Source organism: Promicromonospora sp. NPDC050262 (genome assembly GCF_040655935.1).
Taxonomy (GTDB): domain Bacteria; phylum Actinomycetota; class Actinomycetes; order Actinomycetales; family Cellulomonadaceae; genus Promicromonospora.
This window is the reverse complement of the sequence record NZ_JBFAKX010000001.1, coordinates 246,827-271,410: the sequence shown is the minus strand read 5'-3', so window position 1 is coordinate 271,410 and position 24,584 is coordinate 246,827. Positions and strand designations below refer to the sequence as shown.

17 protein-coding genes are annotated in these 24,584 nt (G+C 72.5%); 8 read left to right on the top strand and 9 right to left on the bottom strand.

The window, feature by feature from the left end; all coding sequences use genetic code 11:
- Nucleotides 1-43: 43 nt before the first annotated feature.
- Complete coding sequence (locus AB0I29_RS01195; RefSeq protein ID WP_357477012.1) at nucleotides 44-595, bottom strand: hypothetical protein; 552 nt, start codon at nucleotides 593-595, stop codon at nucleotides 44-46.
- Between the two features lie 123 nt (nucleotides 596-718).
- Between AB0I29_RS01195 and AB0I29_RS01190 the strand changes: the two genes are divergently transcribed.
- Nucleotides 719-1,936 (top strand): M20 family metallopeptidase, encoded by a 1,218-nt coding sequence (locus tag AB0I29_RS01190; protein ID WP_285103458.1) that lies wholly within the window; start codon nucleotides 719-721, stop codon nucleotides 1,934-1,936.
- A 29-nt stretch (nucleotides 1,937-1,965) separates the two neighbouring features.
- Here the strand turns inward: AB0I29_RS01190 and AB0I29_RS01185 are convergent, their stop codons facing one another.
- The gene (locus tag AB0I29_RS01185; RefSeq protein WP_357477008.1) at nucleotides 1,966-3,945 is read right to left on the bottom strand and encodes a chorismate-binding protein; all 1,980 of its coding nucleotides are present in this window, start codon (nucleotides 3,943-3,945) and stop codon (nucleotides 1,966-1,968) included.
- A gap of 274 nt (nucleotides 3,946-4,219) precedes the next feature.
- Between AB0I29_RS01185 and AB0I29_RS01180 the strand changes: the two genes are divergently transcribed.
- Nucleotides 4,220-5,623 carry a sugar ABC transporter substrate-binding protein gene (locus AB0I29_RS01180; RefSeq protein ID WP_357477006.1) on the top strand — a complete coding sequence of 468 codons (1,404 nt, stop codon included), beginning with the start codon at nucleotides 4,220-4,222 and terminating at the stop codon, nucleotides 5,621-5,623.
- Between the two features lie 76 nt (nucleotides 5,624-5,699).
- On the opposite strand, the gene AB0I29_RS01175 is transcribed toward AB0I29_RS01180, so the two are convergent.
- The 4 genes from AB0I29_RS01175 to AB0I29_RS01160 form a co-directional block, all read right to left on the bottom strand.
- The gene (locus AB0I29_RS01175) at nucleotides 5,700-8,471 is read right to left on the bottom strand and encodes a PKD domain-containing protein (RefSeq protein WP_357477003.1); all 2,772 of its coding nucleotides are present in this window, start codon (nucleotides 8,469-8,471) and stop codon (nucleotides 5,700-5,702) included.
- A 63-nt stretch (nucleotides 8,472-8,534) separates the two neighbouring features.
- Nucleotides 8,535-9,707: a sugar phosphate isomerase/epimerase gene (locus AB0I29_RS01170; protein WP_357477000.1), complete on the bottom strand. Its 1,173-nt coding sequence runs from the start codon at nucleotides 9,705-9,707 to the stop codon at nucleotides 8,535-8,537.
- A gap of 38 nt (nucleotides 9,708-9,745) precedes the next feature.
- A complete protein-coding gene (locus AB0I29_RS01165) occupies nucleotides 9,746-13,090 on the bottom strand; it encodes a family 16 glycoside hydrolase (protein ID WP_357476996.1) in 3,345 nt (1,114 codons plus the stop codon).
- A 272-nt stretch (nucleotides 13,091-13,362) separates the two neighbouring features.
- Nucleotides 13,363-14,391 (bottom strand): LacI family DNA-binding transcriptional regulator, encoded by a 1,029-nt coding sequence (locus AB0I29_RS01160; protein WP_357476993.1) that lies wholly within the window; start codon nucleotides 14,389-14,391, stop codon nucleotides 13,363-13,365.
- 137 nt (nucleotides 14,392-14,528) lie between these two features.
- On the opposite strand from AB0I29_RS01160, the gene AB0I29_RS01155 reads away from it, so the two are divergent.
- From AB0I29_RS01155 to AB0I29_RS01135, 5 genes are all read left to right on the top strand, one after another.
- The gene (locus AB0I29_RS01155; RefSeq protein WP_285103471.1) at nucleotides 14,529-14,843 is read left to right on the top strand and encodes a hypothetical protein; all 315 of its coding nucleotides are present in this window, start codon (nucleotides 14,529-14,531) and stop codon (nucleotides 14,841-14,843) included.
- A gap of 266 nt (nucleotides 14,844-15,109) precedes the next feature.
- Entirely contained in the window at nucleotides 15,110-15,982 is an 873-nt protein-coding gene (locus AB0I29_RS01150; RefSeq protein ID WP_357476990.1) for an ABC transporter permease, read from the top strand.
- 66 nt (nucleotides 15,983-16,048) lie between these two features.
- Entirely contained in the window at nucleotides 16,049-17,116 is a 1,068-nt protein-coding gene (locus AB0I29_RS01145) for an ABC transporter substrate-binding protein (protein WP_357476987.1), read from the top strand.
- Nucleotides 17,113-17,943 (top strand): ABC transporter ATP-binding protein, encoded by an 831-nt coding sequence (locus tag AB0I29_RS01140; RefSeq protein WP_357476984.1) that lies wholly within the window; start codon nucleotides 17,113-17,115, stop codon nucleotides 17,941-17,943. Before AB0I29_RS01145 ends, AB0I29_RS01140 begins: the two co-directional genes overlap by 4 nt.
- A 55-nt stretch (nucleotides 17,944-17,998) precedes the next feature.
- Nucleotides 17,999-19,069 (top strand): Gfo/Idh/MocA family oxidoreductase, encoded by a 1,071-nt coding sequence (locus tag AB0I29_RS01135; protein ID WP_357478096.1) that lies wholly within the window; start codon nucleotides 17,999-18,001, stop codon nucleotides 19,067-19,069.
- Here the strand turns inward: AB0I29_RS01135 and AB0I29_RS01130 are convergent.
- From AB0I29_RS01130 to AB0I29_RS01120, 3 genes are all read right to left on the bottom strand, one after another.
- Nucleotides 19,042-19,611: a hypothetical protein gene (locus tag AB0I29_RS01130; RefSeq protein WP_357476981.1), complete on the bottom strand. Its 570-nt coding sequence runs from the start codon at nucleotides 19,609-19,611 to the stop codon at nucleotides 19,042-19,044. The genes AB0I29_RS01135 and AB0I29_RS01130 overlap by 28 nt on opposite strands.
- Nucleotides 19,612-19,868: 257 nt before the next feature.
- Entirely contained in the window at nucleotides 19,869-23,717 is a 3,849-nt protein-coding gene (locus tag AB0I29_RS01125; protein WP_357476979.1) for a S8 family serine peptidase, read from the bottom strand.
- Between the two features lie 192 nt (nucleotides 23,718-23,909).
- Nucleotides 23,910-24,155: a hypothetical protein gene (locus AB0I29_RS01120; protein ID WP_182617375.1), complete on the bottom strand. Its 246-nt coding sequence runs from the start codon at nucleotides 24,153-24,155 to the stop codon at nucleotides 23,910-23,912.
- A gap of 114 nt (nucleotides 24,156-24,269) precedes the next feature.
- On the opposite strand from AB0I29_RS01120, the gene AB0I29_RS01115 reads away from it, so the two are divergent.
- Nucleotides 24,270-24,509 (top strand): hypothetical protein, encoded by a 240-nt coding sequence (locus AB0I29_RS01115; protein WP_357476976.1) that lies wholly within the window; start codon nucleotides 24,270-24,272, stop codon nucleotides 24,507-24,509.
- Nucleotides 24,510-24,584 lie beyond the last annotated feature (75 nt).

The following is a 24,584-nucleotide window of genomic DNA, read 5'->3' as shown; positions in this document are numbered from 1 at the left end:
CCCGCGAGAGCCGTCCGTGCGGCACGAGCGGTGCTTCCCGGCCTCAGTAGGCCCGGAAGGTCTCGACGGTCCTCGACGCGTTGCCCGACAGCCACCACCGTCCGCGGTCGACCGTCCGGATGTCGGCGTCGAGCCCCAGGGCACGGACGGCCCAGGTCCCTGGTCCTCCGGCGCGGGAGTAGTCGGACGGGAAGATGTAGACACGCTCGGAGAACGTGGCGTTCTTGTCCGGCTTGCTGCCCTTGCGGATGCGTCGCAGGTCGGCGTGGAAGGAACCCGCCGTCCCGTCGTGGCTTCCCAGGCTGAACCCGACGTCACCGCCCGCCAACAGCTTGTGGTTGCATCGCACCTTGCCCTTCACGGTCACGTAGCCAGGCAGATTCTTGGCCCCGATGGGACGGACATCCACGCGGCAGCGTGCCTGCACGTAGCGGTCCTGCGCCGGTATGTAGTAGGTGTCGGTGACGACGAGGTCGTCCTCCCACGCCGCGGCGCTCGCGGGCGCGGCGGTCACGGACGCACCGACGAGTGAGAACGCGCCGGCAAGGGCTGCAAGCCAGTGCCTGAGCCGCGTCTGGTGCTTCTTCTCCTGCATGACTACCTCCATGTGCCATGGTCGGCACTATCAGGCCTACTGCGCACGGAGCGCGGGCGCCACACGGCGGTGCGGCACGGAGCGGAATTCACCCCTCGACCACGCCGCGTAGGCTCTGGCACCGTGGCCCTACTCGACGACGCGGCACTGATCCAACCCGACCTGGTCGCCCTGCGACGGCGCATCCATCAGCACCCCGAGATCGGCCTCCACCTGCCGGGAACGCAGGCGGCCGTGCTCGAAGCCCTGGACGGGCTGCCGCTGGAGATCACCACCGGCACGGGGCTCAGCTCCGTGGTCGCCGTCCTGCGCGGGGACCTCCAGCCCGCGGGGCAGGGGCCCACGGTGCTGCTGCGCGGCGACATGGATGCCCTGCCGGTCGTCGAGGACTCGGGCGAGCCGTTCGCCTCCACCACCGGGGCGATGCACGCGTGCGGGCACGACCTGCACGTGGCCGGCCTGGTCGGCGCGGCCCGCCTGCTCAGTGCCAGGAAGCACGAGCTCGCGGGCAACGTCGTGTTCATGTTCCAGCCCGGTGAGGAGGGCCCCGGCGGGGCGCTGCCGATGATCACCGAGGGCGTCCTTGACGCGGCCGGCACGCCCGTGGACGCCGCCTTCGGGATCCACGTCACCGGCCTGTACGACAAGGGCCTGTTCGTCTCCCGGCCGGGCCCCGCCTGGGCCGGCGTCAACATCCTGGACATCACCGTGCACGGCAGGGGCGGCCACGGCTCGTCGCCCTGGATGTCCGTGGACCCCGTGCCGGTCGCGGCCGAGATCGTGCTGGCGCTGCAGTCCTACGTGACCCGCCGCGTCAGCGTGTTCGACCCCGTGGTGATCACCGTGGGCCAGCTCCACGCGGGCACCGCCTCCAACGTCATCCCAGACACGGCCGAGCTCACGGCCTCCGTGCGCACGCTGTCGGACGCGTCGCTGGCCCAGCTCACGGCCGAGCTCCCGCGGCTGGTCCAGGGCATCGCCTCCGCCCACGGCTGCACTGCCGACGTCGTCCTCGAACCGGAGTACCCGGTGACGGTCAACGACGCCGGCATGTGGGACCACACCCGCACCGTCCTGACCGGCCTCTACGGGCCCGACCGGGTCGTCGAGCGGCCCGAGCCGATCATGGGCGCGGAGGACTTCTCCTACGTGCTGCAGCGCGTGCCCGGCTGCTTCATCCAGCTCGGCGCCCGGCCCGACGACGTCCCCGCCGACGCCGCGCCCTCCAACCACTCCGCCAAGGTCCGGTTCGACGACTCCGTGCTCGGCGAGCAGGCGGCTGCGCTCGCGGAGCTGGCCGTCACCACCCTGACGAGGCTGGGGACGACGCCGCCCGCGTGACCCGGCCGGTCACCCGGACGGCGTCGCGCTCACCGCGCCGGCCCGCCGGAGACCACCCGGCCCGGGACGCCCAGGGCATGGCGCGCGAGGGTGTCGAGCACGGTGATGCCGTCGGCCGACAGCACCGACTCCAGGTGACCCTGGACCGACGCCACCCCCGGCCCGCGCAGCGCCGTCAGCACGCCGTCCGTGTCGACGGACGGCTCCAGCGCGAGCCGCGCCACCGGGTTGTCGGCGGCGGCCGCGGAGACCGTCGTCAGGTGCGCGCCGAAGGTGTTGTAGTAGCCGATGGCGGCCGTCGTGCCGAACACGTCGGCGTCCAGCCGCACGCCCTGCCGGGGTGCGGGCAGCGCGCGCAGCGGGAAGCCGGCGAGGCCCGCGAGCACCTGGTGGCTGAGGCAGACGGCGAGCAGCGGCCGGCCCGCGGTGACGCGCTCCAGGATCCGCCGGGTGAGGGCGGCGATGCGGGGGTCCTCCTGGTCGCGCGGGTCGCCCGGGCCCGGGCCGAGCACGACCAGGTCGTCGGCGAGCACGTCCTCCACCGCGTCCCACCGGACCACGCGGGCGTTCATGCCCAGGTGGCCCAGCTGGTGGGCGAGCATCGTCGTGAACTGGTCCTCGTGGTCGACCACGAGCACGTCCCGGCCGGCCAGCGGCGACTCTCCGGCTTCCTGCGGCCGGACCCAGAACTCGGCGAGCTGGTGGTTGCGCGCCGTCAGCGCCTCGGCGACGCCGGGCTGCGCGTTCAGGTCGACGACGGCGTCGGGCCCCGCACCCCGCGCCACCAGGCCGAGCGAGGCGAGCACCCCCGCCGCCTTGGCGCGGGTCTCGGCCACCTCGTGCTCCGGCACGGAGTGCCGCACGAGGGTGGCCCCGGCGGGCACGGACACGCGGCCGTCGGGGTGCAGGTAGGCGGTGCGGATGAGGATCGGGGCGTCGAGCGAGTAGCCCGCGGCCCCGGGTTCGAGTTCGACCTCGGCCGCGGCCTCCGGCTCGAACAGGGCCAGGAACCCCGAGTAGTAGCCGCGCGGGCGCGTCTCGTGCCGGGCGATGACCGTGCAGGCGTTCTCCATGGGCGACCCGGTCACGGTCGGCGCGAACATCGTCAGGCGCAGCGCGTCGCGCGGGTCCACGGTGGTGCGGCCCTCCAGCAGGTACTCGGTGTGGCTGAGCCGCGCCATCTGCTTGAGGTACGGGCCCACGATGCGCCCGCCGTCCGGGCACAGCGCGCTCATCATCTTCATCTCCTCGTCGACCACCATGAAGAGCTCCTCGTTCTCCTTGGTGTCGCTCAGGAACTCCAGCACGCCCTCCCGCGTCGGGCCCGACGCCGGATGCCGGTAGGTGCCGCTGATCGGGTTCATCCGGGCCAGGCCGTCGTGCAGGGTCAGGTGCCGCTCGGGGGTGGCGCCCGCCAGGGACACCGCCCCCGCGGCCGGGCCGACGGCGGCCGCGGGCGCCGGGGCGTGGATCGCGAACGTCCAGTACGAGCCGACCTCGTGCGTCAGCAGGGCGCGGAACCACGAGGCCAGCGTGGGCACGGGGCCGGCGTCGGTGCGGGCCTCGAAGCTGCGCATCACCACGAAGTTGGCGCCCGCGCCCTGCCCGATCTCGTCGTCGATCACGCGGCGCACGATGCCCGCGTACTCGTCGTCGGGGATGTCGAAGCCCAGCGGCCCGGCGGCCACGGGCTCGGGCGGCAGCGCGGCGACGGCGTCGGACAGGGCGAGGCGTTCCGACTCGCGCACGACGAGGCAGCGCAGCGGTGCACCGTCGTCCTGCACGGTGAAGCCGCGCTCGCGGGCCTGGCGGTAGGGGACGACGGCGAGCACGGGCGCGCCGTCGAGCGGGATGTCGCGCAGGAGGTCGGCGTCGACGACGTCGCCGGTCAGCACCTCGACCTCGGTGCCGCCGTGGCGGCGCAGGAGGGCGAAGGGGAGCGACCCGTCGGAGGCCAGGACCCGGTCGAGGAGGGGGTGCTGGGGGGCGGGGCGAGCGGTGTGGGGCATGCGAGACCTCTCGGTTCGGGTGCCCGCCCGGGACCGGGTGTCTCGCGGAAACACGAAACGACCGCCTCGGGCGAGGCGGTCGTGGACGTGTGTGGATGCGTCGCGAGCCCGCCTAGTCGGCGGGCCACCAGTCGAGGGAGATCAGGTGCGACGTCATGGCCGGAACGTTAGCCGGGCGAGGCGGTGGTGTCCACAGGTGGGCCGTCGAATCGTCCAGGCCCCGCCGCAGAACTCCCCATTCCGGAGGACGGCGGCCGCCCCTACGGTCTGGACCATGATCACCGTCGATCGGCACCGGACCAGCGCCACCGCGAGGCCCCGGCCGCACCGCAGGAACACACCGGCACGTACCCTCCTCGCGCTCGGGGGCGCGGCGACGCTGCTCGCCCTCTCGGCGTGCGGCGCGGGAGGGGCAGGGGACGGCGACGCCGCCACCGGGACGATCCAGTGGTGGACCTGGGACGACAAGCAGGCGGTGTCGTGGGGCAAGTGCGTCGAGCCGTTCGAGCAGGCCAACCCCGGTATCGAGGTCAAGGTGCAGCAGTACGCCTGGGACGACTACTGGACCAAGCTCACCGCGGGCTTCGTGGCCGGCAACGCCCCGGACACGTTCATGGACCACACCTCCAACTACCCCGAGTTCGTGGACCAGGGGCAGCTGCTCGCGCTCGACGACCTGATCGAGGAGTCGGGCTACGACGTCGGGCAGCTCGGCGTCGGCGTCGACACCTGGACGTACAGCGACGGGGCCACCTACGGCCTGCCGAAGGACTGGGCCACGGTCGGGTTCTTCTACGACAAGGCGAAGCTCGCCGAGGCCGGCCTCACCGAGGACGACGTGCAGAACATGACCTGGAACCCCGACGACGGCGGCACCTTCGAGAAGGTCGTCGCCCGCCTCACGGTCGACGAGAACGGGGTGCGGGGCGACGAGCCGGGCTTCGACAAGGACAACGTGGCGACCTACGGGATCAACAGCCTCGGGTCCAACGGGATCAACGGCCAGGACACCTGGGCCAACTTCGCGTCGACCACCGGCTGGGAGTTGGGCGACAAGGACAGCTTTCCCACGACCTTCCAGTACGAGGACGAGCGGTTCGTGAAGACGGCGAAGTACCTGCGCGGCCTCGGCGAGCGCGGCCTGTCCCCGGTGGAGGGGCAGTTCACGCTCGGCCCGGCCGAGCAGCTCGGCACGGGGAGCGTCGCCATGGTCTCGGGCGGGTCCTGGTACGCGACGACGTTCTTCGCGCTCGACGGCGTCGACGTCGGGATCGCGCCCTCGGTGCTGGGCGAGGACGGGCAGCGCGCCGGGCTCTCCAACTCGAACGCGGACTCCGTCTGGGCGGGCACCAAGCACCCGGAGGCGGCGTTCAAGTGGGTCGCCTACATGAACTCGCCCGAGTGCCAGGACGTCGCCGGCGCCGACGGCACGTTCTTCCCGTCGATCGACTCGTCGATGGAGAAGACGCAGGCCGCCCTGCTCGACCAGGGGATCGACGTCACGCCCTACACCCAGCAGTTCGTGGACGGGACGCTCTTCGAGACGCCGGTGTTCGCCGGCGGCCAGAAGATGGGCTCGGCGATCAGCCCGCTGATGGAGGGCTACTTCACCGGGCAGCGCGAGGACGACGTCTTCGCGGAGATGGACGAGCTGAGCAGGGAGATCCTCGCGGAGTAGGTCCTCGGCGGGGAGAGGCCGGCCCGGACCACCGTGCGGTGGTCCGGGCCGGCCTTCGTGCTGGTGCCGGGCGGGCTCAGCCCCGGGTGCCTCGCACCGTCAGCTCGACCGTGGTCCAGTCGCGGGTGCCCTCGCTGTCCGTCGCGATCAGCCGCGCCGTGTACCGGCCCGGCTCCTCGTAGACGTGCGTGACGGTCTGCCCGGCCGCGGTGGTCCCGTCGCCCAGGTCCCACTGGTAGGCGGCGATCTCACGCCCCTCGGGCGCCACGGCGGACCCGGACAGGTCCACCGAGAGGCCCGCACGGCCGCCGGTACGGCTGGCCTCGGCCGTCACGACCGGGGCGGTGGCGTCGGCGACGCCGCGCCCGTGGAAGACGAGCCAGTCGAGACCGAGGTTCGCGCCGTCGGCCGGCTCGCGCTTGCTCTTCGCGACGAGGTAGAGCGTGGTCGCGCCGCCCTCCTCCTGGAGGTCGATCGTGGGCGAGACCACCTGCGCGGCGCCGGTGGCCGCGGCGACCGTGACCTGGCCGAGCTTGCGCCCGGTCGGGCTGCCGGCCCGCACCTCGACGGTCGCGTCGGCGGCGCCGCGGACGGCGCCGACCGTCAGCGCGTCGATGCCGCGCAGGTCGACCGGGCCGAACGCGATCCAGTCGCCGCGGTCGACGTCGGTCACCAGCCGGCCGCCGCGGGCGTCCGCGCCGTCCGACACGGTGACGCCGGAGCTGTCGGCGTAGAACTCGGCCTCCTTGTCGCGCACCTGCAGACGGTTGGTGTCCTGGCCGGCCAGCGCCGGGACGCCGTCGGCGCCGAGGTCCTCGTAGCCCGCCCCGAGCACGGGGTAGACGTTCTGCCCCACCCCGTGGTCCGCCGGGTCGAGGAACACCGACCCGGAGCACCCGGTGTAGTTGTCCAGGGGGTGCGCGTGGGTGTCGTGGCCGAGCTGGGTGTTCACCGTGACCTGCTCGCAGTCGATGGTGCCCGCCTCGGTGGAGCCGTCCTCGGCGTCGGCCACGTCGACGGAGTACGGGACGGTGTCGCCGAGCTCGGCGAAGCCGCCGTGGAACGGCGCCCCGAAGGAGACGTCCGGCCGGGTGTTGCCGACCGTGATCTTCTGCACGGAGACACCGGCGAACCCCTCGCTGTCCGTGACCGTCAGGCGCGCGCTGAACTGGCCGCGGTCGGTGTAGGTGTGCGTCGGGTCGGCCTCGGTGGAGTCGACGACGCCGTCGTTCTCGAAGTCCCACGCGTACGTGATGTCGAGCCCGTCGGGGCTCTCGCTGGTGGCGCCGTCGAAGGCGACGGTGAGCGGTTCGTGGCCGGAGTCGACGTCGGCGGTGAACCGCGAGATCGGTCGCCGGCCGTCGGCCGCGTAGTCGACGCGGTAGATGCCGGCGTCGGTGTTGCTGCTACCGCGGCCGGCGCCTGACCCGCGGCCGAAGTCGATGATGTAGAGCGAGCCGTCGGGGCCGAACTCGGCCTCGAACGGGGCGACGAACGTCTCGCCCTCGAGGAACGGGTCGATCGAGGCGAGCTCGCCGGTGGCCTCGTCCAGCGAGAGCACCTTGTAGTAGTTGCGGGCGTACTCGGAGACGAACCAGTGCCCGTCGAAGCTCTCGGGGAACTTCGTCTTGACGTCGAGCCCCGGGTCGTAGCGGTAGACCGGGCCGCCCATGGGGGCCGTTCCGCCGGAGCCGAGCTCGGGGAACTCCTCGGACGGTCCGTAGCCGTACCAGACGAGCGGCTCCTGCGACGGCGGGAGCTCGCGCAGGCCCGTGTTGTTGGGGGAGTCGTTCACCGGGCTGGCGCAGTCGAACGGCTCGCCCGAGGCCCCGGTGGCGAAGTCGTAGTCGATGTACGCCTGGTTGTCGGCGTGGCAGTACGGCCAGCCGTGGTTGCCCGGCTCGGTCATCCGGATGAACTCGACCTGGCCGTCGGGTCCGCGCAGCGGGTCGGCCACGCGGGCGTCGGGCCCGTAGTCCCCGATGAGCACCGCACCGGTCCCGGGGTCCACGGTGATCCGGAACGGGTTGCGGAAGCCCATCCCGTAGATCTCCGGACGAGTGCCCTCGGTGCCAGGCGCGAACAGGTTGCCGTCCGGGACCGAGTACGTGCCGTCGTCCTCCGGGGTGATGCGCAGCACCTTGCCGCGCAGGTCGTTCGTGTTGGCGGACGTGCCCTGCGCGTCCCAGCCGCGGCGGCCGGGACGCTCGTCGATCGGGGTGTAGCCCTGCTGGTCGAACGGGTCGGAGTTGTCACCGGTGGCGACATACAGGTCGCCGTCGGGGCCCATCGCGAGCGAGCCGGCCATGTGCGAGTTGGCGCGGCCCTCGCCCCGCCAGATGGTGTAGTCGAGCAGGCGTTCCTCCGACGCCGGGTCGATCGTGTCGTCCGGCCCCATGGTGAACCGCGAGAGGTTCATCTTCGCCACGTCGGGGTCGCTCCAGAGCAGGTACAGCCACCCGTTCTCCGTGAAGTCCGGGTCGAGGGTCAGGCCCAGGAGGCCGTCGGACTGCGTGAGCAGGTCGAGCGAGTAGTCCAGGTCCAGGGCCGTGGTCTGGCGCAGCGTCTCCTGGTCCAGCACCACCACCTGGCCGGTGCGCTGGATGTAGACGACGCGGCCGTCGTCGGCCACGTCGAGCTCGAACGGGTCGGCGAGCCCTTCGGTGACCAGGGGGACCTTGTCGAACGCGGTGGCCTCGGCGTGGTCGGAGCCGGCGTGCTCGGAGCCAGGCGGGAGGTCGTGGGCGGTGGCGGCGGTCGTGGCGGGGACCAGGGCGCCGAGCGCGACGACCAGACCGGTCGTCGCGGCCAGTGCCCGGCGGTGTGCCCGGCGGTGCGGTGCGGACATCAACACTCCCTCGTGCTGGGTCGGATGGTGCGGGGGCGCCCTCCCGGGAGGAAGGGCGGTGCGTCAGTAGCGCAGCCCGGCGAGGTAGCCGAGGCTGGTGCACGCGGAGGTCACGCCGTCCGGCGAGGGCTGGTCGTGCTCGGTGAAGCCGTACCGGACCCCGGCGAGCGGCGCGGCGGCGAAGATCTCGGCGAAGTCGATGGTGCCCGCGCCGACGTCGGCGAAGGAGCCGTTCTCGGCGATGTCCTTGAGGTGCAGCAGCTCGAACCGGCCCGGGTACCGCGCGAACAGGTCGGTGGCGGCGGTGTCCGTGCTGGCCGCCCAGTACACGTCGAGCTCCATCGTGACGAACGCCGGGTTCGTCTCCCGGACCAGCACGTCATAGCCGGTGACCCCGTTCTCCGCGGTCTCGAACTCGAACCCGTGGTTGTGGTAGGCGACCCGGATGCCCTCGGCGCTCAGCCGCTCACCCGCCTCGTTGAGGATCGCGGCGGTCCGGGAGTAGTCCGCGAGGGTCCACGAGCCGGATCCCGAGACGCGCACGTACCTCGCCCCGATCGCGTGCGCCTCGGCGACCACCAGGTCGACGTCGTTCTGCAGGTTCGACAGGCTGACGCCGAGCGACGGCACCTCCAGTCCCGCCGCGTCCGTGAGCGGCGCCAGCCCCGCGGCGGAGTAGCCGTAGAAGTTGCCGGCGCTGCCCGAGGGCTCGATGTTCCGGAAGCCGCACCCGGCCAGCGCCGCGAGCGTCCCGGCCGCGTCGGTGGGCATGGTCGCGCGGACCGTGTAGCCGACCAGGCCGATCGCGGAGAGGTCGACGGAGCGTCCGCCCGTGACCGGATGGGGCCGGCCCACCTCCGAGACGGCGGCGGCGTGGACGACGTCCCGGCGCTCGCGGCCGGTGAGGACCCGCTCGCGGACGAGGCCCCGGGTCACCGAGGCGACCGTCCGGACGAACGCGCCGTGCGTCGCGAACGGCGCGTCGGCCATGATCTCGTCCATCACGGTGCAGCCGGACCGGGTCTCGCGGTTGGGCACGCCGGAGTCGGCGTCGGCGCCGAACCAGACCGTGGCCTGGCTGGTGTAGCCGTAGGCGCACGCGCTGGTCCCGGCCGGCGCGCCGGTCTCGGCGGCTCCCGCGGGCGCGGCCAGGACCGGCAGGGAGAGTGCGGCGGCCACGGCCGCGGCGAGCCACGGCTTCGCGGTGCGGGCAGAGTTGCGGGCGGTACGTTCCATCAGTTGAACCTCTCCGTCGAGGGAGTCGAAGGACCAGATCAGCGGACGGTCAGGTAGACCGTCGTCGTGCTCCGCCGGTAGACCGTGTCGCCGAGGTACGCCACGGTCACCGGGTGCACCCCCGCCTCCAGACCCGTGGTCGGGAGCCGGAGCCGGGCGGGGCCGCGGCCGAGCGTGGCCTTGACCGACGTGTCCCCGACGGTGACCCGGACGGTCCCCGTCGGCGCCGGGCGACCCTTCGCGCCGAGCACCCGCACCACCGACAGCGCCTCGCTGCCCGCCGGGACCTTCGACGGCGTGAGCCGCGCCGAGACCCCCGACGTCAGGCCCTGCCGGGTGCTCTCCTGCTCGGCCAGGCGCTCGATCCAGACGTTGCGGAACCGCGGGTTCGGGCCGGCGTCCCCGTGGTCCTGGAGCTTGATGTGGCCCGGCGTCGGCCCCTCGTTCCTGCCGTTGCCGGTCTTGCCGTCGATCGCCACGTCGTCGTGCACGAGCTGGCCGTTCCACCAGAGCGAGAGGCGGGCGTCCTCGGTCTTGGTCCCGTCCGGGGCGAACCGCGCGGCGCGGAACACGATGTCGTACGTCTGCCAGGTGCCCATCGCGGTCGCGGCGTTCACGTCCGGGGCCTTCTTCAGGTAGATCGAGCCGGCGTCGTTCGTGGCCGGCGGGTCGATGCCGAAGGACTCCAGCACCTGCACCTCGTAGCGCTCCTGGATGTAGACGCCGCTGTTGCCGCGCGCCTGACCCGTGACGTCGTCGGCGTGCTGGGGCTGGTACCACTCGGCGTGCATCCGGAAGTCGCCGAACTTCTCCTTGGTGCGGATGTCGCCGCCGAAGGACTCCATCGTGCCGTCCGCGACCGGCCACGTCGCGGGCCCGCCGCTCGCCTTCTCCCACGCGTCGAGGTCGCCGCCGTCGAACAGGGGGATGCGTTCGGTGGGGGTGACGGTGAGGCTGTCGAGGTTCACGTGCCCCACGTCGTCGGCGTCGTACGCGTAGGCGATCGTGTTCGCGCCCTCCTGGAGCTCGACGGTCTCGGTCTGCGTCTGCCAGCTGGACCAGCTCACGGTGCTGTCGAGCCAGACCTGCCGCTGCTTGACGCCGTTGACGTACAGGCTCATCGACCGCGGCACCGGGCTGGGGTCGGAGTTCTGGCCGTTCGCGTAGCGCAGCGTCAGGTCGTGCGGGCCCGCCTCGTCGGCCTCGATCGCGAACGTGGTGCGCGCGCCGGGTTCCCAGTTGCGGTCCACGAACCCGGCGCCGGAGTACCCGGCGTGGTTGGTGTTCCAGCCGGCGCCGCCGGAGATGTCGGCGGCCTCGGCCTCGTAGACGGGCGGCGGAGTGGTGCCGTCCGGCAGCCGGTTCAGGGTGTACCAGGCCTCGGTGCTCCACAGCTCCGCGCCGCCCTCGGCCGCGAACGGCCGCGGGGAGTGCACGTTGACCACCCGGCCGGGCTTGAGCCCGTCGATCGCCAGGGTCACGGTCCTGCGGTCCGGCGACAGCGTGGCCGAGGTGACCTCCAGGTCCTCCTCGTCGACCTTGGGCCCGCCGTACTGCGGTGTGGAGACGTAGCGCCACTGCGCCGCCTCGTACTTGTCGGCCAGGTCCTCGGCGGTCTCCTGCGAGAGCGGCTGCGTGTACTCGATCTCGAAGCCGCCGTCGACGGCGCGCATCTCGAGCATGTCGAACGCCCGGCTCTCGTCGAAGGTGAGCTTCTGCAGGCCGTAGCCGAGCTTGCCCGCCTGGCCCCAGTTGCCCGACCAGCCGATGCCGCCCACGTAGATCGAGCCGTCCGGGCCCACGCTCGTCCTGCTGACGCCGGACTCCAGCCCCTGCGTCATGCGGAACACGGCACCCTGCTCCTGGCCGGCGACCTCCTCCAGGTAGACGCGCTGCAGGCCGCCGTACGTCACGTCGCCGATCGCCATCTGGCCCTCGAACACGCCCTCCGTGAGGATCACGGGGTTGCTCGGCGAGTTGGAGATCTCGCCGTGCGGCATCCACACCACGGGCTCGGTCACCGGCTGGTCGTCGTACGGGCCGTCCGGGTTCGTGTAGTGGTTGTAGAACGCGCCCTCCTCGATGCGCACCAGCTTCGACGTCGGCACGTGCATGCCCTGGTTGTCGGTGACGTACATGCCGCCGTCGGCCCCGAAACCGAGGCCGTTCGGGGTGCGCAGGCCGCCCGCGAGGTACTCGACCTCGCCGGTGTCCTCGTCGATCTTCAGCACGGAGCCGCGGTTCTCGACGAGCTGCGGGTCGCGCGTCGCGCCGCCGGGCACCATCGCGATGCCCGTGGAGACGTAGAAGTAGCCGTCCTCGTACAGCAGGCCGAACGCGAACTCGTGGTAGTTGCCGCCGAACGGCCAGGTCGCGACCGAGCGGTACTCGTCGGTGACCTCGTCGCCGTCGGTGTCCACCAGCTCGGTCAGCCCGTGCTTCTCGGAGACGTAGATGCGGCCGTCGACGACCTTGAGCCCCATCGGTTCCTGGAGCTCCTCGGCGATCTTGGTGTACGTGACGTCGTCGGCGCCACCGTCGCCCGTCACGTTCTCGACCAGGTACACCTCGCCGAGCACCGTCTCACGGTCGCCGCCCCACGTGGCGATGGCCATGCGCCCGTCCGGCAGCCAGTCCATGCCCGTGACCTGCGGCTCGAAGCCGTCCGGGCGCAGGTTCGTCAGCGTGTAGTCGGGGTGCACCTCGGTCAGGGGCAGGCCGTCGCCCGGGGCCTCGTCGACCCCCTCGCAGACCTTGCGGCCCGGCGAGGTGACGCGCGTGACCTCGGCGTCGGTGCTCAGCACCGAGCTCGGCACCAGTACGAAGCCGGTGGCGCCCGGCGGGCGCCACTCCAGCGTGAGCTGCTGGCCGAAGTCGCCGTCGAAGTGGTCGACGCGCAGCGCGTGGTACCCGGCCTCCAGCGCGGCCGACCCGTCCTTCGGCGTGGCCCCGTGCTTGCCGGGGTGGTCCACCACCAGCGTCTCGTCGAGCAGCAGGCGCGCGCCGTCGTCGCTGGTGACGCGGAAGTCGTAGGTGCCGGCGGCCGGCACGTTCAGGTAGCCCGTGACCTCGGTGACGAACCGGTCGGCGAGGCCGAAGTCCGCCGCCGTGGTCCAGTCGATCGTCGGCATCAGCTTGTCGACGTTCGGCGTCTGGCCCGGCTTCAGCGTGCAGTAGTCGTCCAGCGGGACCTGGACGTCGAACACCCGCAGGGTGACGCCGGGCTCCTGGGGCCGGGTGGGGTCCGTCGCGGCTTGCGCGGAAGCCTGCGCGGTGGCCTGCGCGGTGGCCGGGACGTCCGCCTGCGCGGGGAGCACCGTGAGCGGCAGCACGAGCACGCCGAGCATCGCGGCGAGCGTGCGGTGGGTCGATCTGCGTTCCATGGGCCTGCCTCTCCATCGAGGACCTTGCCTGGCTGGGACCGTGCCTACGCCACGTCACTATGCGGTGAGCGGTAACCCCGGACAACGAGTTGCCACTTGTTGCCCCTCCCGAGGTGCGCGCACCACCTCGCCGGACGACGGTGCGTGATGTGGAGGTGGACAGGCGTTCACCAGGCGATCCGAGACCGTGAAGGCCCGGGTTACGGCCGCAGACCGCCTGGTGAACGAGTGTCCGACTGCAAGTGCGAGAAAGGATCGGGCAGCGGGTCCCGTCAGGCGCGGCGGGCCGTCGAGCCGCGTTCGACGAGCTTCGCCGGGAGCAGCGCCGGGGCCGACAGGCCGGGCGACGCGCCGGACGACGGGGCGCGCAGCTGGTTCAGGAGGCGCTGGACGGCGAACGTCCCGAAGTGGCGCAGGGGAGAGGCGACCGTCGTCAGCGGCGGGGTGCAGAAGTCGGAGCCGAAGATGTTGTCGAACCCGACGACGCTCAGGTCGCGCGGTATCTCGACCCCCAGCCGCGTCAGCCCGCGCATCGTGCCGATCGCGACGAGGTCGTTGTAGGCGACGGTCGCGGTCGCGGAGTGGGTGGTCAGGGCCTGGGCGGCCGAGAGCCCGCCGGCGAGCGTCGGCGCGAACGGGCCGAGGCGCCACGCCCGCAGGCCGAGCTCCCGGGTCGCCTCGCGGAAGGCACGCCAGCGCATGCCGTCGGCCCAGGAGGCCTCGGGGCCGGCCAGGTACGTCAGCCGGGCGTGGCCGAGGCCTGCCAGGTGCTCGACGGCGCGCCGCATCCCCTGCGCGTTGTCGGTCACCACGCTCGGGACGTCCGTGACGACGCGGTTCATCACCACGGTCGGCCGCTGCTTGGCGACGGCCCGGATCGCCGCGTCCGACAGCCGCGACGTGGCGAGGACGACCCCCTCCACCAGGGGCAGCGTGCGCTCCAGGGCCCGGCGCTCCGCCCCGCTCGACTCGTGCGCGTCCACCACGAGGAGCGTGTACCCGGAGTCGATGGCGGTCTTCTCGGCGCTACGGATGATCTCGAAGAAGAACGGGTTGGTCAGGTCGGCCACGACGATCGCGAGCAGCGCGGTCCGGCCGTCCGGCAGGCCGCGCCCGATGGGGCTGGTCCGGTAGCCGAGCTCGTGCGCGACGCGGCGGATGCGGTCCGCCGTCTCCGCGTTGACGCGCCCCGGCCGGGAGAACGCCCGCGAGACGGTCGAGGGTGCGACGCCGGCGGCCCTGGCGACGTCGTAGATGGTCGGTCTGGTCCGAGAGCTCCCTGTTTCGCCAGTTTCGCCCATGCGCGGGGAGCGTACGGCGAGCGGACGGCGACGGCAACCATTTGCCGTCTGGGGCCCGGCCGTGGCACGTTCTGACGCGCCCGGCAAGAGGTGGCAACACCTTGACCGCCCCTGGCGCGGCCGCCTCGAATGACGCCATGACCCTGCCTACCGACCTGCCCGACGTGCCGTCCGACGCGTCGTCCGACCCCGTCGCGGACGAGGCGGTCCAGGTCGAGGCCGCGGAGAGCGAGCTCAGGCGCCTCGGCCTCGAGGAGATCCGCGTGCGGCACCACGGAGACCTGGCGCGGCTCGAGGCGCCGCACGCCGACCTCGCGAGCCTGGCGGCGGAGCCCCTGCGCGGTGAGGTGCTGCGGGCCGTGCGGTCCGCGGGCTTCCGGTCGGTGGCCGTCGACCTGGAGGCCGTCACGGACGGCGCCACGGACGGCCCGACCGACCCGCGCGACGGCTGACCGACGGCCGGCCGGGCCGCGATGGCAACCGCCTGCCGCCGGGTGCGCACGGTGGCGGGGCAACAAGTGGCAACTCGTTGTCCGGCCCGGGCGCGGCTCATAGTGTCCCCGGTGACGAGCAGCCCCACAGGCCGGGGCCGCTGACCTGCTCTACCGACCGGCACCTCCCGGACGACGACGTCCGGCGTGCCCTGACCCGCTGCCCCACGGTGTCGACGTCGACCCGTGCGACGAAACGGAAAGAGCGAACTATGGAGGATCACGCCATGGTGACCACCCAGGAGGCCCGCCCCACGAGTTCGTCCAGGTCACGGTCGACGGCGCCGCCTGTCGGCGGCACACCGTCCGGGAGCCGGGTGCTGACGCTGCTCGCGGAGTCGTGGCGGCCGGTGGCGGTGCTGCTCGCGCTGTTCGCGCTCTGGTGGTTCGTGGCCTGGCGCGAGCTGGTCCCCGCCTACCTGGTGCCCTCGCCCGGAGCGGTCGCGGAGACGATGGTCGCCGAGTGGGCGATGCTGCTGGAGCACACGTGGGTGACCACGCTGGAGACGATCGTCGGGTTCGTGCTCGCGGCCGTGATCGGCGTGGCGGCGGCCGTGCTGCTGGTCTACTCCAGGACGGCGGAGAAGTCCCTGTACCCGCTGATCCTCTTCGCCCAGGTGATCCCGAAGATCGCCATCGCGCCCATCCTGGTGGTCTGGTTCGGGTTCGGGATGACGCCGAAGATCGTCCTCGCCGTCCTCATCGCCTTCTTCCCGGTCGTGGTCTCGGCCGTGGCGGGGCTGCGCTCGGTAGACCCGGAGCTGCTGGAGATGTCCGCGACGATGGGCGCGTCGCGGTGGAAGACCTTCCGCAAGATCCGGTTCCCCGGGGCGCTCCCGCAGCTCATGTCCGGCCTGAAGGTCGCGGTCACGCTGGCGGTCGTGGGCGCCGTCGTCGGCGAGTTCGTGGGCGCCGACCGCGGCCTCGGGTACGTGCTGCTGCTCGCCAGCGGCAACCTCGACGCACCGCTGCTCTTCGCCGACCTCATCCTCATGTCGCTCATCGGCGTGGTCCTCTTCGTGCTGGTCGAGGTGCTCGAACGCCTCCTCATCCCGTGGCACGCCTCGCGGCGCGGCAACCTCGCGCTCGCGACGGTCTGACCACGGCTCGCGCACTCTCCCGCGTTACCGCCGTCACCGTGGCGGCCCGACCAGAAAGGCTCTCCCGTGCGTGCTGACAACAAGCGTGGTGGCAACAAGCATGACGGCAGGATCCGTGGCCGCAAGACCGTGATGTCGCTGGCCGTGGCCGGCGTCGCGCTGGCGACGGTCGCGGCCTGCGGGCAGACCGCCGGGGGCGGGTCGGGCGAGCAGAACGCCGAGGGCCTGAGCGAGGTCACGGTGACGCTCAACTGGGTGCCGTACGGCGAGCACGCGCCGTTCTACTACGGCGTGGCGGAGGGGATCTTCGAGGACGAGGGAATCGACCTGACGATCCAGCCGGGCAACGGGTCCGGGAACACCGTGCAGCAGGTCGCGCAGCGCAACACCGACTTCGGGTGGGCGGACACCCCACCGCTGGCGAACGGGATCAGCTCCGGCATGCCGGTGCGCAGCGTCGGCGTCTTCCTGCAGACCGGCCCGAGCTCGGTCGAGTTCTTCGACGACCAGGGCATCACCGAGCCCGCCGACCTCGTGGGCAAGACGGTGGGCGGCACGCCCGGCGACGCCATGTACGGCACCTTCCCGGCGTGGCTGGAGATCAACGGCGTGGACCCGGATGACGTGACCGTGGTCAACGTCGACGCCGCGGGCAAGATCGCCGCGCTGATCGAGGGCAAGGTCGACGCCATCCAGGGCTTCTACCACGACCAGGCGCCGACCATCGAGAACCAGACCGGCAAGGAGGTCTCGGCCCTGCCGTTCTCGGAGTTCGGCATGAACATGCTCGGCACCGGCCTCCTGGCGCACGAGGCGACGATCGAGAGCGACCCCGAGCTGGTCCAGGCGATGGTGCGGGCGACGTCGAAGTCGTTCCTCGCGGCGTCCGAGGACCCGGAGGCCGCCGTCGCCGCGATGGCCGCAGACGCGGAGCAGGCGCCGGAGGAGAGCGTGCTCGCGGCCCAGCTCGAGGCGACCATCGGCCTGCTCAACCTGGAGGCCGCCCCCGCTCCCGGCGTGAACACCGAGGAGCAGTGGACCGACACGCTGACGTTCCTGACGGAGAACACCGAGTTCGAGGGCGATTCCACCCCGGACGCCTACTGGGACGCGACCTTCGGGGAGGACCTGTGACGGCCACGACCGGGCCCACGACCGAGCAGAGCACGTCCGCGGGGAGCACCGACGCCGAGCCGATCATCGAGGTCGCGCACCTCACGCGGCGCTTCACGTCCAAGCGGTCGGAGACCGTCGCGCTCGACGACGTGTCGCTCGCCGTGCGGCCCGGGGAGTTCGTGACGATCGCGGGGCCGTCGGGCTGCGGCAAGTCGACGCTGCTCAAGATCATCGCGGGGCTGACGCTCGCCACGGACGGCGACGTGCGCCTGTACGGGCGGCCGGTGACCGGGCCGCAGCGCGAGATCGGCTTCGCCTTCCAGCGCTCGGCCCTCCTGGAGTGGCGGGGCGTGCGCAAGAACATCCTGCTCCAGGCCGAGATGCGCGGCATGGACCGGCGTCGGGCGGAGGAGCGCGCGGACCACCTCATCGAGCTCACCGGCCTGACCGGGTTCGAGAGGGCCCTGCCGCACGAGCTGTCCGGTGGCATGCAGCAGCGCGTCGCGCTGTGCCGCGCCCTGCTGCACGAGCCCCGGGTGCTGCTCATGGACGAGCCGTTCGGCGCGCTCGACGCGCTCACGCGCGAGCAGATGAACATCGAGATGAACCGGATCTGGCGCGAGACCGGGACCACGGTGGTGCTGGTGACCCACTCCGTGCCGGAGGCGGTGTACCTGGGCAGCAGGATCGTCGTCATGAGCCCGCGGCCGGGCCGGATCGTGGAGACCCTCGAACCGGGCCTGCCGGAGCGTCGCGAGTACGGCCCGACGCTCGCCGACCCGCGGTTCACCGCGGCGGCCGAGCGCCTGCGCGAGCTGCTCGGCGCGAGCCATGCGACGGAGTGACCCGACCGGCGACGAGGCTGCGCCGCCGCCCGACGTGTCAGACCCACAGATCCCCATGGTGACCTGTGGGTCTGACACGTCGGGGAGTGTTCCCCTCGGCGTGGGGATCGTCGGGATGGGCGGCATCGGGCGGATGCACGCCCGGGCGCTCGCCGAGCTCGGCGATCGGGCGCGCCTGGTCGCGTTCAGCGGCGGGGCGACGGCGGATGTGGTGGGCGGCGCCGTGCGGCTCGCACCGCACGACGTGATCGCCCGTCCCGACGTCGACGTGGTCGCGATCTGTACGCCGAGCGGCACGCACGCGGCGCTCGCGCTGGCGGCGCTGGAGGCCGGCCGGCACGTCGTCGTCGAGAAGCCGCTCGCGCTCGACGTCGGCGACGCGCTGCGGGTCGCGGACGCGGCGCGCGAGCGCGGGCTGACGGTCTCGATGATCTCCCAGCGCCGTCTGGAGGCCGAGCACGTCGCGCTCAAGCGGGCGCTCGACGACGGCGCGCTGGGCGAGCTGCGGTTCGCGATGACGCACGTGCACTGGTTCCGCGACGGCGACTACTACCGCGCGGCGGGCTGGCGGTCCACGGCGGCGCAGGGCGGCGGGTCCCTGATGAACCAGGGCGTGCACAACGTCGACCTGCTGCGCTGGATGTGCGGCCCGGTCGAGTCGGTGACGGCGCAGTCCGGCACGCTCGCGCACGCGATCGAGGCCGAGGACACGACCGTGGCGACCCTCCGGTTCGCCTCGGGTGCGCTCGGCGTGGTGACCACGACGACGGCGACACCGCCCGGGTTCCCCGCGACGATCGCCCTGTTCGGCTCCCGGGGCTCGGTCGAGCTCGGGCAGGGGGAGGTGCGGCGCTGGGACGTGCCGGGGGTGCCGGAGCCGGGGACGGGCGCGATCGCGAGCGGTGCGGCCGACCCGCTCGCGATCGGGCACGCGGGACACCTGGCCCAGTGGACCCGGATCGTCGACGCCCTGGAGACGTCCTCACCGGTGCCCGTCGGCGTCGACGACGCGCTGGAGACCGTCCGGCTGCTGTGCGCGATCCAGACGGCGGCGGCGACCGGGGCGGTGGTCCGGCCGGCGGACCTGGGCCGGACCCGTCAGTCCCAACCCGGACCGCAGTTGTGAATCATCCACACGGGGTTCCAGTTCGCGGTGATACTCGGTGCGCCTGACCCGGTGTACGGGTTATAGGTCGACGTGTGGGACCAGAGATTGTTGTAATAGCTCTGGCCCTTGAAATACGACGTCTGACCGTAGGTCTGCTTGTCGACGTACCATCCGTCGAGCTGCCAGTTGTGCACCTGATAGACATTGCACGCGTACAGCTTGAAGATCTTCCACGCGCTGTGGACCGGGTCCCACACGGCGGTGCAGAGGGTGCCGTTGCCGCAGCTGTACGTTCCGCCCGACCGCACGAGCTCGAACGACACCGACGGCGTGATGGTCGGCGAGACTGCCTGGATTCCGCTGCCCGTCCTGGCGGCCGCGGCGTCGCGCGGAGCGGGCGGAGCCTGGTAGAGCCGGTCGTCACCAGGCGTGTCGGAGAGCTCTGTCACCCCGCTCGCGCGCTCAGGCGTCTGGGCCGAGGCAGGGCCCGCGACGAAGAGGCCCAGCAGGACCGCGGCCGCTGCTGTGAATGCGGCGGCCCCTGTATGCAACTTACTCATGTCAACTCCTCCATTGTCGTTGTGCTCGGCGAGCACACCTGGAGGTTGTCACCCGGGAGAAATGGTTTCCATCACGTTCGGTCACGACCGAAGGAAGAGCGTGACATTCGGTGCTGGCCGAATGGAATGTGTCCCCGTGCCTCCGGCACCCTTCGATATCGCGGGCCAGTTGGTCTTTCGGAGGAGGTACGACGAAGGCCCCCGCCGCGAGGCGGGGACCTTCGTGCCGTACCGGTGCTGTACCGGTGCCGGACCGCTCAGCGGCGGGCGTTCACCGCGAACGCGTCGATCACCGTCTCGGAGAAGGTGGCCCCTGCCGCGTCCCGCGCCTCGGAGCGCAGCGAGACCGTCGTCGACCCCGGCGGGGCCGTGACCGTGGCGGAGTACGTGCCGGACCTGTCGTGCCCGGGGCCGTGCCCCGACGCCCGGGTCACGCGCACGGGCGTCCAGTGCGCACCGCCGTCCGTGGAGGACCACAGCTTCAGGCTCGTGACGGGTGCGGCGCCGGCGGCGCCGTCCTGGTGCGAGACCTGGAGGTCCAGCGCCGTGGAGCGCCGGCTCGTCGTGTTGTACGCGTCCAGGCCCTGCACGCCGTAGTCGAGCTGGAGCAGCGGGAGCACCTCCGGGGCCTTGCTGCTGCCCGAGACGAAGCCCCACTCGGTCGTCACGTCCGTCGACAGCGGCCACCAGGGCGTGTCGCGGTGCGTCTCCAGCCGCAGGCGGAACCGCTCCTTGCCGGTGCCGACGTCCTGCGTCGCGTACGTGCCGTTCGTGTCATCCGTCAGCAGGCGGTCGCCCTGCCAGACCCGGAACCGGCCCGTGGAGGCCTCGTCCGGGCCCCACTCCTGGGCGTGGCCCTCGCCGTCGACCCGGTAGGGCAGGTCGATCCCGAGGGTGCTGCCGTCACGGTAGACCGCGGCGTCCTGCGGGGCGGCCGGGGACTCCCAGAACCCGCCGTGGTGGACCTGGGCGTTGTAGGTCTCCTTCGGCTGCCGCCCGGGCTCGTAGGTCACCGCCTCGCCGTCGATCCACGCCGGCCAGGCGTTCAGGCCCTGGGCCGCGGTGGAGCCACGCTGGAACCGTACGCCGGGCTGGGTCGAGTAGTACACCGTGCGCCCGCTCACCGCGCCCGTGGTCCAGGACTGCTGCCACCCGCTCATCGTGCTGCCGCTGGTGATGGTGAGCCGCTCGGCGTTCCGGAGTCCTGCCGCGAACGGCTTGAACGAGCGCAGCTCGGTCTCGACCGCCGCGAGGTCCTTGGCCGAGGGTCGGTAGGTGAGCGACCGGGGGACCGTCCGCCCCTGTTCGCTGTAGCCCAGCGCGTACTGGTAGGACGGCGTCGCGCGGCCCGCGCCCCGCAGCGTCGCGCCCCGGTGGGCGGCCTCGACGAGCTCGAGACCGAGGTCGCGCTTCAGCGTCAGCGTGGGTACGGCCTGGTCGTTCATGGTGTTGATCGTCCGGTTGTCCACCTGGTGGTAGAACGGGCCCGGGGTGGCCCCGTACACGATCACCGCCACGGCGCCCGCGTCCGCCGCGGCCTGCGACTGCGGGTTCAGCGTGAGGTCGCCGGTGTCCTCGACCAGCACGACGGCGCCGTTCGCGTGCACGGCGGCCAGCTCCTCGGGGGTACCCCTCCCGGCGTCCACGAGCCGGGCCGCCATCCGGCCCGCGTACCGCGGGGACCGGACCGCGTTGCCCAGCTCGCGCGACACGTCGAGCGTCCTGCCCCGGCCCACGGCGGCCACGTCGAGCAGCGGCTGGTCCAGCAGGTAGCGCGATGTCACCGTGGTCTCGCCCGCGAGCGGGGCGCCGTCGCGCAGCACGTACGCGGTGAGGTCCATGCCGCCGGTGTAGTCGCCGGTGCTGAACGAGGTACCCGTGGTCACCGGTCCGCTCCGGCCCGGCAGGTCGCGGACGACGTCCGAGGACAGGGCGCGGGGCGCGACCTTCTTGGGCGTCTCCATGCGCACCGGGACCGCCGCGCTGCCGTCCAGCGTCAGGGTGGCGTCACCGGCCGTCAGGTCGGCGTCGCGCGTGAAGCTGACCACGCCGTCGAAGTAGGCCGCCGACGGCGACACCGCGTCGAAGAGCTGACCCTGGACCGCGTAGCGGCCGGCGGGCAGCCGCACCTCGGCCACGCCGTCGGTGAACTGGAACCACTGGTTCACGTCGGGGTCGTCGATGCCGTGGACCCAGCCCGCGTCCGGGTTGTCGGCCGGCTCGCCGCCGAGGCGGCTCGCCTCGATGCGCAGCGTGTACATGTCCGGGTCGATCTGGAACGCCAGCACGGTCCGCACGGCGGGGAACCCGGCCCCGGTCGCGCGGAGCACCCCGGCGAAGACGTCGGGCTCGTCGGAGCGCGGGTCGATGGTCACGTCCGCGGACGCGGAGCCGTGGGCGGGGATCGTCAGGGTGTCCGTGGACAGGGACGCCACGCCCGCGGGGACGGGCACGCCGTCGCCCGCGTTGACCGAGAGGGTGAGGTCCACGTCGACGGCGGTGTCGGAGTCGTTCGTGTACGTGACGGTCTGCGTGCGCGGCGTCTGGTCGGCGCGCGGCGAGTCGAACAGCCCGAACGAGAGCGAGGCCGGCGTCGCGTAGACCGCCTCGCCGATCGCCCCGGGCACCCAGGCACGGCCCGCGCCCTCGGCGAACACCGAGTTCCCCGCGGGCTGGGCCGAGCCCATGAGCACCGACTTCAGGGCCTCGCCGTCCAGCTCCGGCCGTGCCTGCTTGAGGAGCGCGGCCGCTCCGGCCACGTGCGGGGTGGCCATCGACGTGCCGGACATGGCGGCGTAGTGGTCGCCGACCGGCACGTCGGGGGTCGTCCCGGCGGCGCGGGCGGCGACGATCCCGTCGCCGGGAGCCGCGATGTCGGGCTTGATCGCGTAGTCGCCGGACCGCGGTCCCATCGAGGAGAAGTACGCGATGTCGTCGGAGTCCGTCACCGCGCCGACCGTCAGGGCGCTGTCCGCGGTGCCGGGCGTGGTGACCGTGAACGGGGTGCCCCAGTTGCCCTCGTTGCCCGCCGCGATGGTGACGAGGGTGTCGTAGCGCTCCGAGATCGAGTCGACGGCGAGGGCCGCGGGGTCGGTGCCGTCGGTGTACCCGCCCCGCACGCCCAGGCTCATGTTGATGACGTCCGCGTCGTTCGAGGCCGCCCACTCCATGGCGTCGATGGCCCAGGACTCGTCGCCCTCGCCCGCGTCGTTCAGGACACGGCCGTTCAGCAGCCGGGCGCCGGGCGCGACGCCGCGGTTCTCGCCGTCGGACGCCTCGCCGCTGCCCGCGATGATCGAGGCGACGTGCGTGCCGTGGCCGAGGGCGTCGTGCGTGCTGCCCGAGCCGGTGAAGTCCCGTTCGAGGGCCACGATGCCCTGGTCCAGGTCGGGGTGGGTGGTGTCGATCCCGGAATCGAGGACCGCGACCGTCACGCCTGTGCCGTCGATGCCGAGGTTCCAGGCGTCGGTCGCACCGATCTGGGGCGTGGAGTCGGCGTCGGACACCTCGAGCGGGGCGTCCAGCCACACCTTGCTCACGGTCCCGCCGTCCTCGACGGCGTCCACGAGCCCGCGGGCGCCGTCCGCCGGGACGTCGCCCGCGACCGCGTCGATCGACTCCAGGGTCCGGTCGACGTCGAGGTCGAGCGTCCGCCAGGTCGGCTCCGCCGACCGGGCCGCGCGGGCGGTGGTGGTCTGCACGATCACCGGCAGGCCGGTGTCCTCGCCCGCGTCCGCGTCCTGCGCCGCCTCGAGGGCGGTGACGTCGAAGAGCCGGAGGTCCAGCCTCGCCGGCACCAGGTCGGCGACGTCCGACGGGACGACGAAGTAGTGACCCGCCGCGTCGCCGAAGGCGGCGTAGCTGACCGGGCGCCCGTCGGGCCGGGGCGCGGCCTCGAACCCGACGGTCGGTGTTCCGTCACCGGCGGTGCTGGTGGTGACCCGGTCACCGGTGACGAGGACGACGTCGGTGTCCGGGACCGAGGGCGGGGCCTCCGGCGTGGCGGCCGCGGCCGGCGGCGCGGAGCCTTCGGCTGCCGCCATGGGCAGGGCGCCCACGACGAGTGCGGCGGCGGTGGCCGCGACGACCAGTCTTCTTGCTCTCACAACGATCTCCCAGTGGTTCCGCAGCGGTACGGAGGGGTGGAACAGTCGCTGCAGACGCTGACAGGCCTGGGAGCCGTTGGTGTGACGTGCGTGTGTCGTAACGATTTCGATGTAGCCGGATGTTCCGGTCATCGACCGGTTCGTCCCGCCGGGTGGGGACGCCCCAGGTGGGGACGCCCCAGGTGGGGACGCTCAGCGCAGCGTCGGCCCCTCCACGGGCACCGGCCCGTGGGCGCCCGAGCGCTTGATCTCCAGGTTGAGCGTGTTGCGCGACGTCGGGATGACGACGACCTGCGCCTCGCCGCCGTCGGTGTCGATCGCGCGCACGTGCAGGTGCCCGTCCTTGAGCTTGAGTGCGAACTGGTCGGCCCCGGCGACGAAGCGCACCTCGCTGTCGTCGGTGATCACGGTGGGTCCGGTGGGCAGGGTCTTCGGCATGGGTACAGCATGCCTCAGCGGCGGGGAGCGCCCGTCCGCGTCCACCTCTGGTCCGGCGCAAGATCAGCCTCCGGGGGGAGGACTCGCGTGCCGGTACCTGCTTACGTTGGGGGCATGGCACACACCGGACCGGACGACCAGGGCGGGGACGACACGGGCTCGACCTCGACCGCCGGCTGGAACTGGGGCGCCGGCGTCGCCGTCGGCCTGTGCATCGGGCTGGCGCTCGGTATCGCGCTGGACAACCTCGCGATCGGCATCGCGCTCGGCGTGGCGTTCTTCCCGGTGTTCGCGATGATGCGGGGCACCACGGCGTCCGAGGACGAGACGGCCGGCGACGACGAGAAGCGGTAGCCGCCCGACGTCGCCGGCTTGCGCGGTCCCGTACGACGTGATCCGCCGGCGGTCGGAATTGCCCTTGCCGCCCGT

Coding starts and splice junctions, on each gene's coding strand:
- AB0I29_RS01150 (WP_357476990.1), top strand. CDS start 15,110: ATGGTGACCACCCAGGAGGCCCGCCCCACGAGTTCGTCCAGGTCACGG.
- AB0I29_RS01180 (WP_357477006.1), top strand. CDS start 4,220: ATGATCACCGTCGATCGGCACCGGACCAGCGCCACCGCGAGGCCCCGG.
- AB0I29_RS01185 (WP_357477008.1), bottom strand. CDS start 3,945: ATGCCCCACACCGCTCGCCCCGCCCCCCAGCACCCCCTCCTCGACCGG.
- AB0I29_RS01160 (WP_357476993.1), bottom strand. CDS start 14,391: ATGGGCGAAACTGGCGAAACAGGGAGCTCTCGGACCAGACCGACCATC.
- AB0I29_RS01175 (WP_357477003.1), bottom strand. CDS start 8,471: ATGTCCGCACCGCACCGCCGGGCACACCGCCGGGCACTGGCCGCGACG.
- AB0I29_RS01115 (WP_357476976.1), top strand. CDS start 24,270: ATGGCACACACCGGACCGGACGACCAGGGCGGGGACGACACGGGCTCG.
- AB0I29_RS01155 (WP_285103471.1), top strand. CDS start 14,529: ATGACCCTGCCTACCGACCTGCCCGACGTGCCGTCCGACGCGTCGTCC.
- AB0I29_RS01120 (WP_182617375.1), bottom strand. CDS start 24,155: ATGCCGAAGACCCTGCCCACCGGACCCACCGTGATCACCGACGACAGC.
- AB0I29_RS01195 (WP_357477012.1), bottom strand. CDS start 595: ATGCAGGAGAAGAAGCACCAGACGCGGCTCAGGCACTGGCTTGCAGCC.
- AB0I29_RS01130 (WP_357476981.1), bottom strand. CDS start 19,611: ATGAGTAAGTTGCATACAGGGGCCGCCGCATTCACAGCAGCGGCCGCG.
- AB0I29_RS01170 (WP_357477000.1), bottom strand. CDS start 9,707: ATGGAACGTACCGCCCGCAACTCTGCCCGCACCGCGAAGCCGTGGCTC.
- AB0I29_RS01165 (WP_357476996.1), bottom strand. CDS start 13,090: ATGGAACGCAGATCGACCCACCGCACGCTCGCCGCGATGCTCGGCGTG.
- AB0I29_RS01135 (WP_357478096.1), top strand. CDS start 17,999: ATGGTGACCTGTGGGTCTGACACGTCGGGGAGTGTTCCCCTCGGCGTG.